17 protein-coding genes are annotated in these 16,043 nt (G+C 46.6%); 6 read left to right on the top strand and 11 right to left on the bottom strand.

The window, feature by feature from the left end; genetic code table 11:
- Positions 1-70 precede the first annotated feature (70 nt).
- Positions 71-1,273, bottom strand: a complete 1,203-nt coding sequence (locus ACETMN_RS10595; protein ID WP_091017556.1) for a cytochrome P450 — start codon at positions 1,271-1,273, stop codon at positions 71-73.
- A gap of 486 nt (positions 1,274-1,759) precedes the next feature.
- On the opposite strand from ACETMN_RS10595, the gene ACETMN_RS10590 reads away from it, so the two are divergent.
- The gene (locus ACETMN_RS10590) at positions 1,760-2,971 is read left to right on the top strand and encodes an asparaginase (RefSeq protein WP_411736135.1); all 1,212 of its coding nucleotides are present in this window, start codon (positions 1,760-1,762) and stop codon (positions 2,969-2,971) included.
- Between the two features lie 188 nt (positions 2,972-3,159).
- Here ACETMN_RS10590 and ACETMN_RS10585 read toward each other — a convergent pair whose 3' ends face one another.
- Positions 3,160-3,792, bottom strand: coding sequence for an O-methyltransferase (locus ACETMN_RS10585; RefSeq protein WP_091017777.1), 633 nt, complete (start codon positions 3,790-3,792; stop codon positions 3,160-3,162).
- 239 nt (positions 3,793-4,031) lie between these two features.
- Here ACETMN_RS10585 and ACETMN_RS10580 point away from each other — a divergent pair, with 239 nt between their 5' ends.
- From ACETMN_RS10580 to ACETMN_RS10565, 4 genes are all read left to right on the top strand, one after another.
- Positions 4,032-5,186, top strand: coding sequence for a class I SAM-dependent RNA methyltransferase (locus ACETMN_RS10580; RefSeq protein ID WP_091017560.1), 1,155 nt, complete (start codon positions 4,032-4,034; stop codon positions 5,184-5,186).
- A 213-nt stretch (positions 5,187-5,399) separates the two neighbouring features.
- Positions 5,400-7,400, top strand: a complete 2,001-nt coding sequence (locus ACETMN_RS10575; protein WP_105598104.1) for an LTA synthase family protein — start codon at positions 5,400-5,402, stop codon at positions 7,398-7,400.
- Between the two features lie 76 nt (positions 7,401-7,476).
- On the top strand, positions 7,477-7,902 hold the full coding sequence (locus tag ACETMN_RS10570; protein WP_197997735.1) for a cytidine deaminase: 426 nt from the start codon (positions 7,477-7,479) through the stop codon (positions 7,900-7,902).
- Between the two features lie 84 nt (positions 7,903-7,986).
- Positions 7,987-8,712, top strand: a complete 726-nt coding sequence (locus ACETMN_RS10565; RefSeq protein ID WP_091017565.1) for a DsbA family oxidoreductase — start codon at positions 7,987-7,989, stop codon at positions 8,710-8,712.
- 295 nt (positions 8,713-9,007) lie between these two features.
- Here the strand turns inward: ACETMN_RS10565 and ACETMN_RS10560 are convergent, their stop codons facing one another.
- A complete protein-coding gene (locus ACETMN_RS10560) occupies positions 9,008-9,838 on the bottom strand; it encodes an aldo/keto reductase (RefSeq protein WP_091017566.1) in 831 nt (276 codons plus the stop codon).
- A gap of 174 nt (positions 9,839-10,012) precedes the next feature.
- Positions 10,013-10,294, bottom strand: coding sequence for a hypothetical protein (locus ACETMN_RS10555; protein WP_310334128.1), 282 nt, complete (start codon positions 10,292-10,294; stop codon positions 10,013-10,015).
- A 149-nt stretch (positions 10,295-10,443) separates the two neighbouring features.
- Here ACETMN_RS10555 and ACETMN_RS10550 point away from each other — a divergent pair, with 149 nt between their 5' ends.
- Positions 10,444-10,842 (top strand): hypothetical protein, encoded by a 399-nt coding sequence (locus ACETMN_RS10550; RefSeq protein ID WP_105598101.1) that lies wholly within the window; start codon positions 10,444-10,446, stop codon positions 10,840-10,842.
- A 106-nt stretch (positions 10,843-10,948) separates the two neighbouring features.
- On the opposite strand, the gene ACETMN_RS10545 is transcribed toward ACETMN_RS10550, so the two are convergent.
- The 7 genes from ACETMN_RS10545 to ACETMN_RS10515 all read right to left on the bottom strand — a co-directional run bounded on the left by ACETMN_RS10545 (position 10,949) and on the right by ACETMN_RS10515 (position 16,037).
- On the bottom strand, positions 10,949-11,170 hold the full coding sequence (locus ACETMN_RS10545) for a DUF1450 domain-containing protein (RefSeq protein ID WP_017689421.1): 222 nt from the start codon (positions 11,168-11,170) through the stop codon (positions 10,949-10,951).
- A gap of 21 nt (positions 11,171-11,191) precedes the next feature.
- A complete protein-coding gene (locus tag ACETMN_RS10540; protein WP_036670085.1) occupies positions 11,192-11,494 on the bottom strand; it encodes a heme biosynthesis protein HemY in 303 nt (100 codons plus the stop codon).
- A 142-nt stretch (positions 11,495-11,636) separates the two neighbouring features.
- Positions 11,637-11,894, bottom strand: a complete 258-nt coding sequence (locus ACETMN_RS10535) for a hypothetical protein (protein WP_036670081.1) — start codon at positions 11,892-11,894, stop codon at positions 11,637-11,639.
- 196 nt (positions 11,895-12,090) lie between these two features.
- Positions 12,091-13,302 carry a M14 family metallopeptidase gene (locus tag ACETMN_RS10530; RefSeq protein ID WP_105598100.1) on the bottom strand — a complete coding sequence of 404 codons (1,212 nt, stop codon included), beginning with the start codon at positions 13,300-13,302 and terminating at the stop codon, positions 12,091-12,093.
- Between the two features lie 228 nt (positions 13,303-13,530).
- On the bottom strand, positions 13,531-14,340 hold the full coding sequence (gene racE / locus ACETMN_RS10525) for a glutamate racemase (protein WP_411736134.1): 810 nt from the start codon (positions 14,338-14,340) through the stop codon (positions 13,531-13,533).
- 219 nt (positions 14,341-14,559) lie between these two features.
- Positions 14,560-14,937: a YtxH domain-containing protein gene (locus ACETMN_RS10520; protein WP_105598099.1), complete on the bottom strand. Its 378-nt coding sequence runs from the start codon at positions 14,935-14,937 to the stop codon at positions 14,560-14,562.
- A 185-nt stretch (positions 14,938-15,122) separates the two neighbouring features.
- Positions 15,123-16,037: a DUF4261 domain-containing protein gene (locus tag ACETMN_RS10515; protein WP_105598098.1), complete on the bottom strand. Its 915-nt coding sequence runs from the start codon at positions 16,035-16,037 to the stop codon at positions 15,123-15,125.
- Positions 16,038-16,043 lie beyond the last annotated feature (6 nt).

Here is a 16,043-nt window from a genome sequence, read left to right as displayed (position 1 = left end):
TCCATTTGAAAAAGCCGCTTCCAGCGCCTAATTGGCCTGAGAGCGGCTTTTGTCATTCATGCGCCATTCATCATTTATTTATTAGATTGAATTGTATCGGATAATGTTTCACACCAAATACAAAAGCACTTTGTATCGGTTCCAGAGCCGTTCCCGGCACAAGTTGAATGTTTCCCATGTGCTGAAGCAATGTATGAAGAACTACCCTTGCCTCCAATCGAGCGAGTGGTGCACCCAAACAAAAATGAATGCCAAAACCAAAGCCCATATGTCTGTTCGGCTTGCGATCAGAGATGAAATCTTCCGGGTGTTCAAATTGGGCACTGTCCCGATTAGCAGCTCCAACCCAGGAAATCACCTGCTCTCCAGCTTGAATCGTCTGACCATTCAACTCTACAGTTTCCTTGGCGACCCGCCCAATCGCGACAATTGGCGGATAATATCGCAGCGTCTCTTCAATCGCAGAAGTAATCCGTTCAGGATGTTCGCGCAACTCCTGTTGTAGCTCAGGTTGTTCGGATAGGATACGAACCGCATTGGTAATCAGGTTGGTTGTTGTTTCATTACCGGCAGCAAGTAGAAGAATACAGAAGCCTACCACTTCATCTGCAGTCAATTTCTGACCATCAATCTCCGCAGCAAGCAGTAATGAGATCAGATCATCCTCTGGCTGCAACCGACGTTCTTCCATAATGCCAGTGAAATAGATATGCAACTCCTGCATATTTCTTTTTTTCTCCTCCAATAACTCCTGGAAGGCCTGCTCACTATCGTCACGTGCGCCTTTCACCAATACATCAGACCAGTCTTTGAACTTTTGACGATCCGCCGCAGGGACTCCGATCAATTCCGCAATGACAATGACGGGCAATGGTGTTGCAAGGTCATCAATAAGTTCCATATGTCCTTCTGACAGGTGTGGAGCAATTAACTCATCTGTGATTTCCTGAATACGCGGAGCCAATGCTTCAATTGCCTTGGGTGTAAACGCCTGGTTCACCAGATCACGCAGCTGTTTGTGTTTGGGAGGGTCTGTCGTCAACATGCTCGTATTGGCACGATCACGTGCAGAAGAGAACAGTTTGGGATTTTTCAGAACGTACTTCACATCTTCATACCCGAAAACATCCCAACATTCTCGATGCTCATCATATCGGACTGGAGTGTTATCACGAAGTTCTGCATACACCTTGAAGGGAAGTAACCTCTCTTCCAAAGTCTCCAGTTCCCGAATCGGAATGTAATTTGCATACTTTCTCGGTGCCTGTTTCATCGTTTCTCCTCCAATCAATATTATATATTTATTTACATATGTTAATCACCCCTATTATAAACATAACTCTATAACGAAACCACTCTTTAGACCGTAATTGATCCCCATTACCTAATATGCGTTACTATCATCCTCTTATTTTGTTACCTACTTCTGATATGCGTCCCAATTCGACATTCTTTTATTAAAATGCTTCATTTTATCAGGACAAAAGACTCAATATGTAAGATTAAATAACACAATGAAGGCATATTTCTCTTCAAAACTCCTAAAACCAGCTCTTATATATCTCTAGCAGAATGAATATTCTTTTGTAATTCCTCATAAATAATCATTTTACTCTCATTATCTAGGAATGTAACCGATTACTCTACCATTATCTAAGTTTGTCATATTACTTAACATAAAATACAATCAATTTGAAATGGTATACATATTCTTCTTAACAAACTTAACATCACACTTACTTGAAGGAGAGTGCTATTCATGAGTAAAACATCCAATCTTCGTCCCTGGGCCGTATGGAGTACCGTAGCTTTAACAGCATTAACCATCTCGTTGTCCCCCATTGGAACCTACGCCGCGCACGCAGCTACGGTAGAGGTGAAAGGCACAACAGGTGCTGTTCAGACAGCAACCACTACCCCAGCTCGCAATACTTCCATTCCCGCAATACCAGACTCTTCCAAGCAATCTGCACTACCTAATGTATTGGTAATCGGAACTGGCGGAACGATTGCCGGACAATCCGAGGATGCCACCAGCTTCCAGAATTACAAGGCAGGCACACTTCCGATTGGAGAGATGGTAGACGCCTTACCGGATAAACAGAAGATTGCTGATGTTAGCACACTCCAGTTCGGAAATTCAGGTTCAGGTTCCTATAGCATGACCGACCTCTATGACTTGTCGCAAACGGTAGATAAAGCTCTTGCAATGTATGACAGTGTTGTCGTTACCACGGGTACAGATACAATGGAAGAAATCGCTTATTTCCTCGATATGACGGTTCAGAGTGACAAACCGGTCGTGATCACAGGCTCCATGCGTCCATGGACCGTCATCGGTTCCGACGCTCAAGCCAATCTGTACAACGCCATCAAACTTGCAGGTAGTGGTCGTACCACTTCATTCGGCACAGTACTCATGTTGAATGACACAATCCAGCTTGCTCGCGGTGTAACCAAGACAAATGATTATCGGACAGATACGTTTGAAACGCCGATGCTCGGAGCTGTAGGATATATTGATGAAGAAAATATCCGAATCTACCGTGCTCCAGCACGTGCCTTGAAACCTGAAGGCACAGCGAAGCCCGTATTTGATCTAAGTAAAATCACAAAGGCAGATCTGGCCAAAGTAGAAATCGCGATCTCGTACCAAGAAGCTGGCGGCGGAGCCATTGAAGGATTCGTGAGCAGCGGTGCCAAAGGAATCGTGACTTCCGGTACCGGAGCTGGCGGTATATCCAAAGCTATGGGACAAGCTCGTACCAAAGCCATTGAAGAAGGTGTCATCTTTGTGACCACCACTCGGACGGGTTCGGGAAGTGTATACGGCGGCGGCAAAGGCATTATTGCAGGCGACAACCTGAGTCCACAACAAGCTCGTGTATTATTGATGCTGGGCTTGTCCTTCAGTGATGATTTTGACACCATCAAAAAATGGTTCGAAACGTACGGAACACCTGAAGTATAAATAGAACTACTACAAAGATATCTGTAAACACAAAGAAAGAGACGACACATTTTCTGTCCTTCAAAATGTTGTCATCTCTTTCTTTGTGTGTTTTTAGAAAACTCCGAACAGAATCACGATCCCCCTCACAAACATAAAAGCGTGAGATCGTGTTCCATCGGAGTTTTATCTTTAGGAAATATCCACTTTCACTTCACCCAGGCAAGTACGAGCCCATCGTAGTCCGGCAACATGGTCGTCACCAGGCGCGGGTCACTCGCCATCTGTTCATTGAAGCGACGAACAGCAAGCACAGCCGGTCCCTGCTTGTCCGGATTCAGCGTACGACCACGCAGGAAACAATTATCACCTACAATGACCGCACCTGGCCGGGCCAGCTTAATGGCATAGTCAAGATATACCGGATAATTCTCCTTATCTGCGTCAATAAAGAAGAAATCGAATGTGCGACCCTCCTGCTCCAATTGTTCCAGGCTATCTGCGGCCGGACCAATGCGGTACTCTACCTTTTCGCCAAAACCGCCTTCTTCCAGATGACCACGCGCCATTGCCGCATATTCCTCTCTCAGTTCCAGCGAAGTCAGGGTTCCATTCTCACGCAACCCGCGTGCAATGCATATCCCACTGTAACCGCCTAATACGCCGATTTCGAGCGCAGCTTCTGCTTTGGATGTCTTCGCTAGAAACGTGAGCAGTCGTCCATACGCCGCAGCCACCGAAACTTCCGGCATACCATTCGAACGGATAGCCTCTTTCACTTTCAGCAAAAGCTCATCCTCTTGAAATAATTGATTTACATATTCATCAGGGGTCAGATTCACCACTAAAATCCTCCTTGGACACTTGGACTGCTTTCCATATGGATGCCAATGTTCTATAATAAATGTTTGTTATCAACACAGGCGGTTGACTGGTGCATCACCTCGAAAGAGGAATGCATACGTTCACCGCATTTCTCATTGTAAGTTTTTTCACGGAAAGCGGCAAGGCCGCACCGTTACTATACAGCAGAGAGAAGGATTTCCCTTCTCCAGCTTGAAATGGAGTTGAAATGAATCACATGGCTCAATTGCAATTGATTGCAACCTCGGCGATGGGACTCGAGGCTGTTGTTGCCCGGGAACTGAAGCAACTGGGGTATGAAGATGTTACGATCGACAACGGCCGGGTTTTCTTCACAGGAGATTATATTGATATATGCCGTTGTAATCTGTGGCTGAGAAGTTCGGATCGCGTATTGGTGAAAATGGGTGAATTCCCTGCCACGACATTTGACGAATTGTTTGAAGGCACCAAAGCACTTCCTTGGGAAGAGTGGATTCCAGCCGACGGCGAATTCCCTGTAGAAGGTCGCTCTCAAAAATCCCAACTTAGCAGTGTGCCTGCATCACAAGGGATCGTGAAAAAAGCAATCGTAGAGAAACTGAAACTGACTTATGACACAGAGTGGTTCCCAGAGGACGGGTCTCGTTATGTAATTGAGGTCATTCTGCTGAACGATCGCGCCCTGCTTACTTTAGATACAACGGGACCGGGTCTTCATAAACGGGGTTATCGTAAACTCGTTACCGAAGCGCCACTCAAAGAAACACTTGCTGCAGCTCTTATTCAGCTCAGCCGCTGGAATGTATCCCGTCCATTCTATGACCCATGCTGTGGATCAGGCACAATGCTGATCGAAGCCGCCATGATCGGCTGGAACATTGCACCAGGACTTCGTCGGACCTTCAACTCTGAGGACTGGGCTGTCATTCCTGAAGAATTATGGGAACAGGCGCGTGAAGAAGCATTCGATGCTGTGCGTGACGATATCCCGTTACAAATCTCGGGCAGCGACATTGATCCGGAAGCGATTGAAGTAGCTCAGGCTGCAATCAAGAGCGCAGGCTTTGCTAAAGACATTGAAGTCAGCGTTCTGCCCGCGCATCGCGCAAGACCACAGGGTGAATATGGTGTTATCATTACCAATCCCCCATATGGTGAACGTTTGAGTGAAGAAAAAGAAGTTCAGAAGTTACTCCGCTCATTAGGGCGCAGTTACCTCGACATGCCAACATGGTCCTTTTTTGCAATCACGTCGACCAAAGCTTTTGAGGAGTATTTCGGTCATAAGGCAGACAAACGTCGCAAGTTGTTCAACGGACGCATTGAAACCCAATACTATCAGTATTTGGGCCCACTGCCTCCACGAAATAAAACACCACAATCTTCATAATTGTTCCAAATATAAAGTGCTCCAGCCACCCATGGCCGGGGCGCTTTTTTTGTGCGCTTTTCTGGTCATATGAATTCTCCTTCATCGACCTTCACTTCCGCAGAAATCAATTCTTCTGAGGCATAGTTGAAAACACATGAGGCCACGCTATAATGGATGGAGCCCTATTTTACATTCCGATAACAAAACAACAAAAGCAAGGGGGACATACATATGGTTGTCACTCGGCCTACGCGCAGCTCCATGCCACGCGGGCTTCTATATCATCCATTAACGTTATATCTTATTTTTCTTGTGCTCATGCTGCTCAAACTCATGTGGCTCCATCACAATCTTCACGCTTATAACATTACGATGGGACTGCTGGATAAAGTCATTGCCATTGGATCTTTACTACTCTTGTCCTTCTGGACCTGGTTGCTGCCACGTAGAGGCATGATCGTGTCTCTCGCGGTCCTTAACCTGCTGCTTACCGCACTAATCTACGCCGATATGGTGTATTATCGCTATTTCCAGGATTTCTTGACCATTCCGGTATTGTTGCAGGCCAGACAAGTTGACGCATTGGGTGACAGCATCGCTACATTGATTTACACAAGTGATCTCTGGTTCTTTGCCGATTGGCTTGTCGTCATTCCGTTCGCAACTATCGTAATGTTCAGTAGACGTTACCGTTCGAAGCACTCCAGTACATCTGTTACTGGTTACGGGAGTTATTCGTATAACGATGGCAAGGCACGGTTGCGCCGCCGTCTCACGGCTGGCAGCATCGCCCTTGTGCTGGGACTTGGCCTCGCTGTCGGCCCGATTTATTTTTACAGCAAAACATGGGCCAAAGGCCTGTTCGATAACAACTGGTGGAATGTATCCATGTATAATGTGACCGGACTGCTCGCTTTTCACGGTTATGATCTGTACAACTATGCCAAAGACCACATCGGCTCCGGGCCGCAGGCTGATCCCGCTGATGTTGAGCAAGCAAAAGCGTTCTTCGCTGAAAGGCAAGAAACTGCCCCGCAGAATGATGCCTTGTTTGGCAAATATAAAGACAGCAACGTGATCATTGTCCAGGGTGAGGCTTTTATGAACTTCATGATTGGCCAGAGCATTGGGGGTCAGGAGATCACACCCCATTTTAATGAACTGATGAAGGAAAGTCAGTATTACAGTCACTTTTATCACCAGACCGGTCAGGGTAGAACGTCCGATGCCGATTTTGGAGCAAACATTTCCCTACATCCACTTCCGGTTGGTTCGGCCTTTGTACGGTATGCAGACCATACGTATGATTCCCTCCCTTCCATTCTGAAGGACAACGGGTACAGCACCAACGTATTTCACGCTTATGAGAGCGGCTTCTGGAATCGGTATACGATGTATCAGAACATGAAGTACGACAAGTTTTATAGCAAAAATGATTTTGCACAGGATGACCCGCTTGGCTGGTCCCTGTCTGATGAATCCTTTTTCCGCCAATCCGTTGAGAAAATGAGTAGTGAGGTGACCGAACCGTTCTATTCCTTCCTCATTACACTCAGCAGTCACCATCCGTATGCATTGCCGAAAGAAAAACAACAACTGGATGTAGGCGAGTTTCAGGGAACCATGTTTGGTAACTATCTGCAATCCGTACATTACGTGGATTCGGCGCTCGGCAAAATGGTGGAGGATCTGAAAAATCGGGGATTATGGGAAAATACCATCTTTATGTTCTACGGGGACCACGACAACTCGATCAAGGAACAATCACAATACGAGCAGTTCCTGGGACGCTCATTGAATGAACTGGATATGGCACAGATCATGAACGAGGTTCCCCTGCTGGTGCATTTACCGGATGGAGCAGCGGCTGGAACCTTCGACGAACCTTCGGGACAACTGGACATCACGCCATCCGTGCTGCATCTGCTCGGGGTGTCCGACCAGTCCTATTATCATATGGGTAACGATGTATATGACGGGTCTGCACGTACGGTTGTGCTACGTAATGGCGCATTCTCGGATGGTTCTGTATTCTATATTCCATCGGATGATTATATCTACGAGAGCGGCGCTTGTTATGACCTGTCCACACGTGACAAAACAGATATCAACGCTTGTCGTCCCGCTCATGATGAAGCAACCAAGCGATTGCATGTCTCGGACACGGTCATTACCTATGATTTGATTCAGCGCTTTCGAGAGGAAGACAGTTCAGCCGTAACATCGCAATAAGCAATATCGTAATGACAAGCTAAACAAATACACTAAATGAAGTGAATTACATTTCAAAAAGGGGAATTCTCATTACATGACATCACATACTGAACCAATCCATATTGAACAGCAATTGTTCAATGCAGCCGCAAAATTTGTGAAGCAACGTTATCCTCAGGGATGGGGCGGTGCGGGTGCCGTCTATACCGAAGCTGGCTCCCTGCTGATTAGTGTAGCTCCAGAGGTTATCAATGATGCCACGCATCTATGTATGGAAACAGGGGCTTATCTGGAAGCCCACAAATTGAACGAACGTGTCACCCACTCCCTCTGTATCGCTCGTGATGATGAGCATTCAGAATTTAAGGTCCTTACACCTTGTGGTGTATGCCAGGAACGATTATTTTACTGGGGCGAAGAAGTCAAAGCTGCCGTATACGATCCTTCTGGTCAACTGGTCTTCAAGAGACTGAGTGAGATCCAGCCTTATCATTGGTCCAAGGCATATCGGGATAAATAGCAATCTCCTTGCGAATTATAGAAAGTGGCTTTATAATTGTAACTATATTAGTTTCAACTAAAAGGATAATGGAGGTTTAACATAATGAATATTGAGATATGGTCTGATTTTCTCTGCCCTTTCTGTTATATCGGCAAACGCCGCTTGGAGAATGTATTGGAACAGTTTCCACACCGTGATGAAGTGAAGCTGCAATTCAAAAGCTTTGAGCTTGATCCAAATGCTGCATTGAACCCAGGTAAAACCAATTCGGAATATCTGGCTGACAAATATAATATGAGCGTGGAACAGGCCAAAGGTATGAATGCCCAGATGAATGCCAATGCTCGCACGGCAGGACTGGAATACAATATCGATGCCATGATCCCTACGAACTCCTTCTCAGCTCACCGATTGACACACTGGGCGGATACACAAGGCAAAGCGCTTGAACTGAGTGAACGGATCTTCCAAACTGTGTTTATTGAAGGTAAACACTCCGGCGACACTGAAGTGTTGGCTCAGTTAGCAGAAGAAGTAGGCCTCGATCGTGACGCAGCTACGGCAGTGCTCTCCAGTGATCAATTCACCGACAATGTCCGTGCTGACCAAGCAGAAGGCGAGCAACTCGGCATCCGCGGTGTACCGTTCTTTGTATTCGACCGCAAGTTCGCCGTGTCAGGCGCTCAGCCGGACGAGGTGTTCCTGGACGCTATTCAGAAAGCTTGGGACGAGCGTTCCCCGTTCACCATGGTTGAGTCCAATACAACCGAAGCTGACGGCAGCGGCGTCTGCACAGATGACGGCTGCGAAATCCCGAAAAAAAGTTAAACCAATTCACTAAAAAAAGCAGCAAGATCAAGGGATACTCCCTGATCCTGCTGCTTTTTTATATACTACATACCACTCTAGCTCATTGTATACATTTTTGTTTGATGAACAGTTACTGTGGAGGGGACGGAATCGATTCTGAAGAAGCGAAGCGTGCGCCTTTGTCTCCAAATTTTATCCTCTGAAAAGAGGAATCAAAAAAATTTGGAGACAACAGCGATCGGAAGATCGATCCGTAACCGGAACCTCCACTAACTTATGATCAAACATTTATATTCAATTAGCGCCGACTCACTTAATCCCAGAACAGTTGATCCGGATGTGGACCCGTCCGCTTATCTGAATCCAGTGCATCAATTTGTCTCAACTCATCCGGTGTCAATTCAAAGTCAAAGATGTCAGCATTCTCACGAATACGCTCCGGGGTAACGGACTTCGGAATCGTCACAATCTGATTCTGAATGTCCCAGCGCAGAATGATCTGTGCTGGCGTTTTCCCATATTTCTGGGCCAGCGCTTTGAGGGTGGACTCTTGGTTAAGCTTGCCTTTCATAATAGGACTCCATGCCTCCAGCTGAATTCCCTGGGCCCCGCAGAAATCCTGAAGTTCCTGCTGGATCAGACCCGGATGCAGCTCTACCTGATTTACCGCAGGCACCGTTCCACCCTCATTTATGATATCTTGCAAATGGTGAACTTGAAAGTTACTCACACCAATCGCACGGATGCTTCCTTCGCTATATAAACGTTCGAATGCTCTCCACGTCTCCTTATACTGGTCTCTGCCAGGCCAGTGAATTAAGTAAAGATCAATCACATTCAGTCCCAGTGCCTTCTGACTGGCTTCAAATGCTCTCAACGTTGAATCAAATCCCTGATCCTCGTTCCAGAGCTTGGTCGTCACAAACAGTTCGTTACGGGCAACACCACTGCTTGCAATAGCTTGTCCCACTTCTTCTTCATTGCCATAGATGGACGCGGTATCAATACTGCGATATCCAACCTCCAAAGCGGTCTCAACCGCCTGTTGTACTTCCTTACCTTTTGCTTTATATGTTCCAAATCCTAGCCATGGCATCGTTACTCCGTTGTTCAGAATCGTACAATCTGTAATATGTTTTGTCATTCTGTACCTCCCGTATGGAATTTTGCCTGCTCTTGTTCTATTAACCTTCTCACAGAATTTTAAGCGACCATTCGACATACTGTCGGAGTAAACCCATGGATCGAGAGTCTTTGCAAAAGATATGAAAAACCCGCAAAGCATTGCTGCCCTGCGGGTTCTGATGTGACAGGAACGTTATATATTCCCTTGACCGTGCTGACTCTGGATTGAATTCAATCTTCTCTTCTCCTCGATGAACATTTCCTCTGCCAACTCAACACCTTGCCCTCCGAGTGAAAGCTCTGCTTGTCGCATCGCTTGCTCCGTATGTGCCAGACGACGTTCCGCCTGTATAATGGTCTGTGCCGTCGGATGAGACAGGGCCTGAGATACAGCATAATGAAGCTTGTTCACCGCATTTTGCGCCTGAGATACGGTGGTATCGGCTTGCAAACTGGAATCATAACGCTTCGGCATGAGTATTCCTCCTTGGGATTATCATGTTCCTGTTACCCCTTTAGGATGGATAACACAAGCCTTCCTTATTCTTCTTTTGTGTTTTTATCGTAACTTTAGTTGATTACGCTACGTTTATTAGATAATCATGTGAGTCGGGAGGAATTTATTTGAAGAAAATATTACTGACACTCTGCATGTTGCCCTTGCTCATTTGGGTACAAGGCTGCGCTCCTGCAACATACGAGATAGACGGATATAAAGCATCATCCATGAACCCAGACATCCCGGTTCCAACCAATGCAAAACTCATTGAAAACATAGCTTATTCCGATCATCCCACTCTTAAAGAAGGTGTTAAGTATGAACTGAAACATATTGGGGGTGAGCAAGGACTATACCCACCAATGGATTATTTTCAGAAGTTAGCGGATACAGGATGGGTGGAATTAGAGGAAGAACGGCTGGGACATGTACATTTTCTGAAAAAGGATACTACCGTCATTGCCATTGAAATTCGAGAAGATACCTTCCAAATTACTGAAATGATAGATGATGCCGCATTTTGAAGCAGCCTTTCACTGCTACCCAAACGCAAAAAAAGGAGAAGCACGTAGCCCCTCCTTTGTGATGTGTGGACAGTTTTCTCCACTCACCTTGTTATATCATATCCTATTACTTCACGAACTTTGCAACTTTGGCGAGCACTTCTTCTTCTGTCGGCGCACTGATGTACCGACCGTTGATAAAGACAAACGCACGTTTCGCGCAAGGACCGCAATAGGATTTGCACCCAATCTTGATCTCCGTGTCTGGAGCCATTTTTTGCAACTTGGGCACAATCGATTTCAGTCGAACATGATTACACTTTTCGCATACGCGGATATCGTTAGCCATGAGTTCCCCTTCTTCGCGCCCTTAGTGGTCGCCGTGATTGCCTTGGGACGGATTCGTAATAACAAATCCCTCTTCCGGGAAGTAGAGATAATCAATTTTTACACCGTTCAACAAAGGCTGATCATTCGCGAGAATGACATCAATCTCTTTATCGGTAGATACAACTGTATCATTTTCTTTTGGTGTGTCGAGATCAAGTCCGTAGTGAGCATGGTCACCATGTGCATGTGTGATAACAACGCGCAGTTTTTTTCCTTCGTTCTCCGGCTTGTCCAATTCAAGCTTCAATACTTTAGCAGCATTACGCGTAATTTTGCAGTTCATTCTCTTCATCTCCTATATTGTAATTGCAGGTTTCAACAATTTCAGCATTCTTAAACTACAGCATCTATTGTAAAGAAAGTTACCGCTCTTCGCAATAACATTGATGCGAATTCATTGTTAAAACGATCCATTGGGCCGCAAATTAAGAAGGTGTCCCCTCCTGAAGCACAGGATATTTACGTTCTGCCCGGCTTACAAACCAGTTCATCAGAATCAAAGTGACCCCGATATCATCGATGGGCATAAACGGCATGACGTCAGGAAGTACCCAGTATAACAGCGCCGGAATAATAAACAACAACTTTTCTCCCAAAGGAATCTGCGGAGCCCGGAGCAGCCGGGGGAGCCTTTTGAAAACTTGTGTCCATCGTTTGAACGACAGCAGTCTTCTCCACTTCATCTGAATCCCTCCGTATAATTGTATATGTCGCCGAAACGGCACATCCATCATTACCCGTTCGAAAACCATTCAGAACGAATGACGTGACATGCCATTATCAAAAATAATAAAAACGGAACGTCGCTCATAGCGTCCGTTCCTGTTATACGAATGATCTACTGTTAAGTTTCACACCTTCGTCATTCGGGGTCTTGCCTCATTGTCCATTGGATAACAGTTCAGCCAACAACATTCCCACTTCTATACAAATATCATCAAACTGCTCTACGGGAAGGGGATTAACACCCAATCCAACTTCTACCGTGAAGCCCGGTCTACCGAAATCTTGAATAAACCAGTCCTTGTATCCGGCATCACTGCCACCAAGCTTCACCGCCTTGTAACCTGAAGCTTTGGCAAGTCTACGCGACAGCGGTCCACTCTCTCTAGGTTCCAGATCACGGTAGTTCCAATAGATCTCCTGTCCCTGACTATGCAGGGATACAACCACATCAAATGTATGTTGCTGCGTCCACTGCGCAAGCGCCTGTGCCTCCGGTTCTGTCAATGGCGCTGTCCCCGCATAATCCCTGGGGCCAGGTGAGGTTATACCTCTTCTCGCTGCCTCTTCATCCCAATGGGCTGGAAATTGATCATTCAGATCCACCCCTCTGATGTTGGCCTTCCAATGGGTAAAATGTGATCTGTCCGCATTCCAGGTTAACAACTGCTGTGCATGTGGATGCTGATTGACCACACCTTCCTGAACCAGTTCGACCCCGTCCGGATTAACCATCGGCACGGCCCAGAGTGTCGTCTCTTGCATCCAGCGTTCTGTCTGGTATTGATGCCATGCCCTATGCGCACCATACGCCTCGGCATACTCTTCAATAAACTTCATCAGAACTGCTGTTGTCAACCACTCATTCGCATGAACGGAAGCATTAACATGGATATGTCTCGACCCTTGCCCAATACGCAAATAAGGCAGCGACTTCCCCATGACACTTGTTCCAATGGACCCTGTTTCGATAAAAGGGTATTGATTCTCCAGCTTGTCTATATCCCTGATTAATTCTCGATAACCATACTCTCCCTGAATCTTTACAATAGTTTTTCCATTCGAAGCCGGAATATGAATACAGCGACCAACCCAGTCGGTTATATTGGTGATTTCGGGATTGGCCTGGCGCAACACCTCTTCGTCCAGACCAAATCTCTCTGCAATCTCCCCTACACTTTCTCCAGGCGGTACAGCGTATCTGCGACCTGTCCCGGGGACAATACGCAGCATCTGACCTGCCAGCAAGTAAGGCTGGGAAGCCACTTCCGGGTTCAGTGCAGCAAGTAACTCTTTGGTCATATGGTGTGCTGACGCAATTCGCGGCAACGTATCTCCCCGCTGAACGATAATCCACTGTAGATCCATGTTGTTCTCCTTTCCACAGGAAAAGACAGGTCTCCTGTCCAGTTCTGACCAATTTCGTGTCTGTAACATATGTATGCAGGTCAGGTTGTCCGTCATGTGACAAGAATCATGTTTATCTCCGGTTAATGCATAATGACGACAAAAAATCCCGGAACTTCACAGTTCCGAGATAGTCCACAACCAAAATACATTAATTAAAAGTCTTATTCATGCATAATTTGAGTATAACTATGATAATTGCGTTACCTGCCAGACAACAGGGGTCTTGGAGATCTGCTCCCCCAACCATCGACGGGTGATATTCTGGAACATTCGCGGGTCACCCGTGCAGAAAAATTGATGCACCGGGGTCTCATCCCCACTGGCCAGCTTTCGTTTATCATATAAAATCGTACTGATTTCACGTGCCGTTTCATCTGCTGAACTGATTAACTTCACTTCCTGCCCCATAACTTCCTGAATCGTGTCCATGAGAAAGGGATAATGCGTACAACCCAGAATAAGACAATCGATTGGCTGTTGTTTGATCCCGCCCAATGATTGTTCCACCGTATGTGTCGTGTGCTCGGAACGAAATTCACCTTGTTCCACCAACGGCACCAGCGCCGGACAAGCCTGACTGACCACATCAATATAGGGGGACAACTGTTTGAGTGCCGATGTATAAGCCCCACTACCTATGGTACCCGCGGTACCAATCACACCAATACGTCCTGTACGTGTCGCTGTGATTGCGGCCCGCGCACCCGGATGTATAACACCAATGACAGGCACATTCACCTTGGCACGGATATACTCCAGCGCGGCTGCTGTTGCTGTGTTACAGGCGATAACGATAACCTTCGGATCGAATTGGATCAAGAAATCAACGATTTGTTCCGTAAATTGTTTTACTTGTTCGGACGAACGGGGTCCGTACGGTGTCCGGGCAGTATCCCCAAAATAAATGATCTTTTCCCGCGGGAGCTGACGCATCACTTCCTTGGCGACGGTCAATCCCCCCACACCGGAGTCTAATATAGCGATTGCTTGCTGCACGAACACACCGCTTCCTTCTTCATTGAATTAATTCTCAAAACGTTTGTTTCCCAGAGCTTTCTTCCTACCGTATGAACATTCCGGCAAAAAGGTACCTACATCTTACCCGATTTCATCGCAGGGTTCAAATTAAATCCCCGCGCTACGTCACCTATGTGTGGACACGCAACAAAGCAGGCTCTCCTCTAAATAGAGGAAAGCCTGCTTATCAAGCTTTGCTTAGTTGTCGTCCTTGGACTCATCCGCAGGAAGCTTCGCTACAATGTCAATTCCGGGTTCATCAGCTGCTTTATCAATCTCGTTATCAACAATGGCTGCCGATATGCGAATTTCTTTTCCTTCAGCGCAATTGCGCCAGGATTGAATATCCTGAATCACAACATCTGCGGTCTCTTTAACTTTGGATACAATCTGTGAACTTTGTTCTCCCACGATACCAGCCAGTTCCTGACCTTTTTCCGATACCTGACGAGCACCTTCTGTAATATCCTGACGAAGTTCACGTCCCGATTTTGGCGCCAGCAATAATGCCGTTACTGAACCAACTACAGAGCCAATAAGAGCTCCCCACAACAAACTTTTGTTAGAATCCTTCACGTCACATCTCTCCCTTTACTATTGTTTAAGTACCGGATCAGAAGCAACGGTCTGTCGCTCAGCCATCCGGGCGAATGCCTACTCTGTTGATGCATTATAAGCAGCACAGGCTTGACTTGACACTCCAGATGTTAAAAATAATCTGAACGCCCTTTTTGAATGGATGCAGATGACTTGGCTTAAAATCAGTTCTGACGAGCCGGCTCGAGATCAGCCGCGGCATGCTCATCCCCCGGGTCCAAATCAATCACATATCGTCCCGGTGCAATCAATGCCGCCTGATGTTCACACCGCCAGCGACGTCCACCTGAAGAACCCAGCGTCTGTCCATCTTGCAGAACATCCCCCTGATCAAATATGTAATACGCTGCACCCAGTAAGGTCTGAGCCACCGTATCCGGATCAAGACCGACGAAGTGACACTGGACATCAGGTACACCCAGCGCAGATAATCCCACGGTATCCATGACCAACCCGCGCTGTTCCTCTGTACCTCCGGCTTGATACATTCGAACGTTCATGGCTGCATACAGATGTTCCTCACGTTCCTGAGCTTGCGTATATGCTTCCGGTTCAACGAGCTTGTCACTGCCATACCAATACAGCGCGTCACAGGTCATACTTTCCATGATTGCCAGTACAGTCTTTTGAAACAGCTCCAGGCGCTGCTTACGAGGCATGGCAGCCGTGAACATATCATGTATCCGGATGGAGTACTGCGAAGCTTCTACAACCTGTCCCACTTCCGGCCAATGCCATGCTTGTTGCAGAGCACCGCCAAAGCGAGCACGATCTGCGATTTCATTCACAGGAAGCATGCAAGTCTGAGCAGGGATATCCCCTTCCTGGAAGGATACCTTATGGTCCAGATGATAGAAGACAAGCATCTCATGCTTTTGCCCTCCGCTCTCTTGTTTCACATCCAGTCGGACTTGTCCTGTATGGCGAATCATTGCTTCCTGCAAACGCAGGCGATTCACCTCTGGACGTTCCCGGAACAAAAGTTCAACCATATACACCGGATGGAATCCGGACGGTGATTCATTTGTTTCTTTACTTTCAGTATTTGCTTCATTGAATTCTTTTGATTCATTTGTCATGCGATT

Source organism: Paenibacillus sp. M2 (assembly GCF_046713495.1).
Classification (GTDB): Bacteria; Bacillota; Bacilli; order Paenibacillales; family Paenibacillaceae; genus Paenibacillus; species Paenibacillus amylolyticus_B.
Note: the sequence above shows the minus strand (reverse complement) of the source record. Positions and strands in the feature narration are given on the sequence as shown.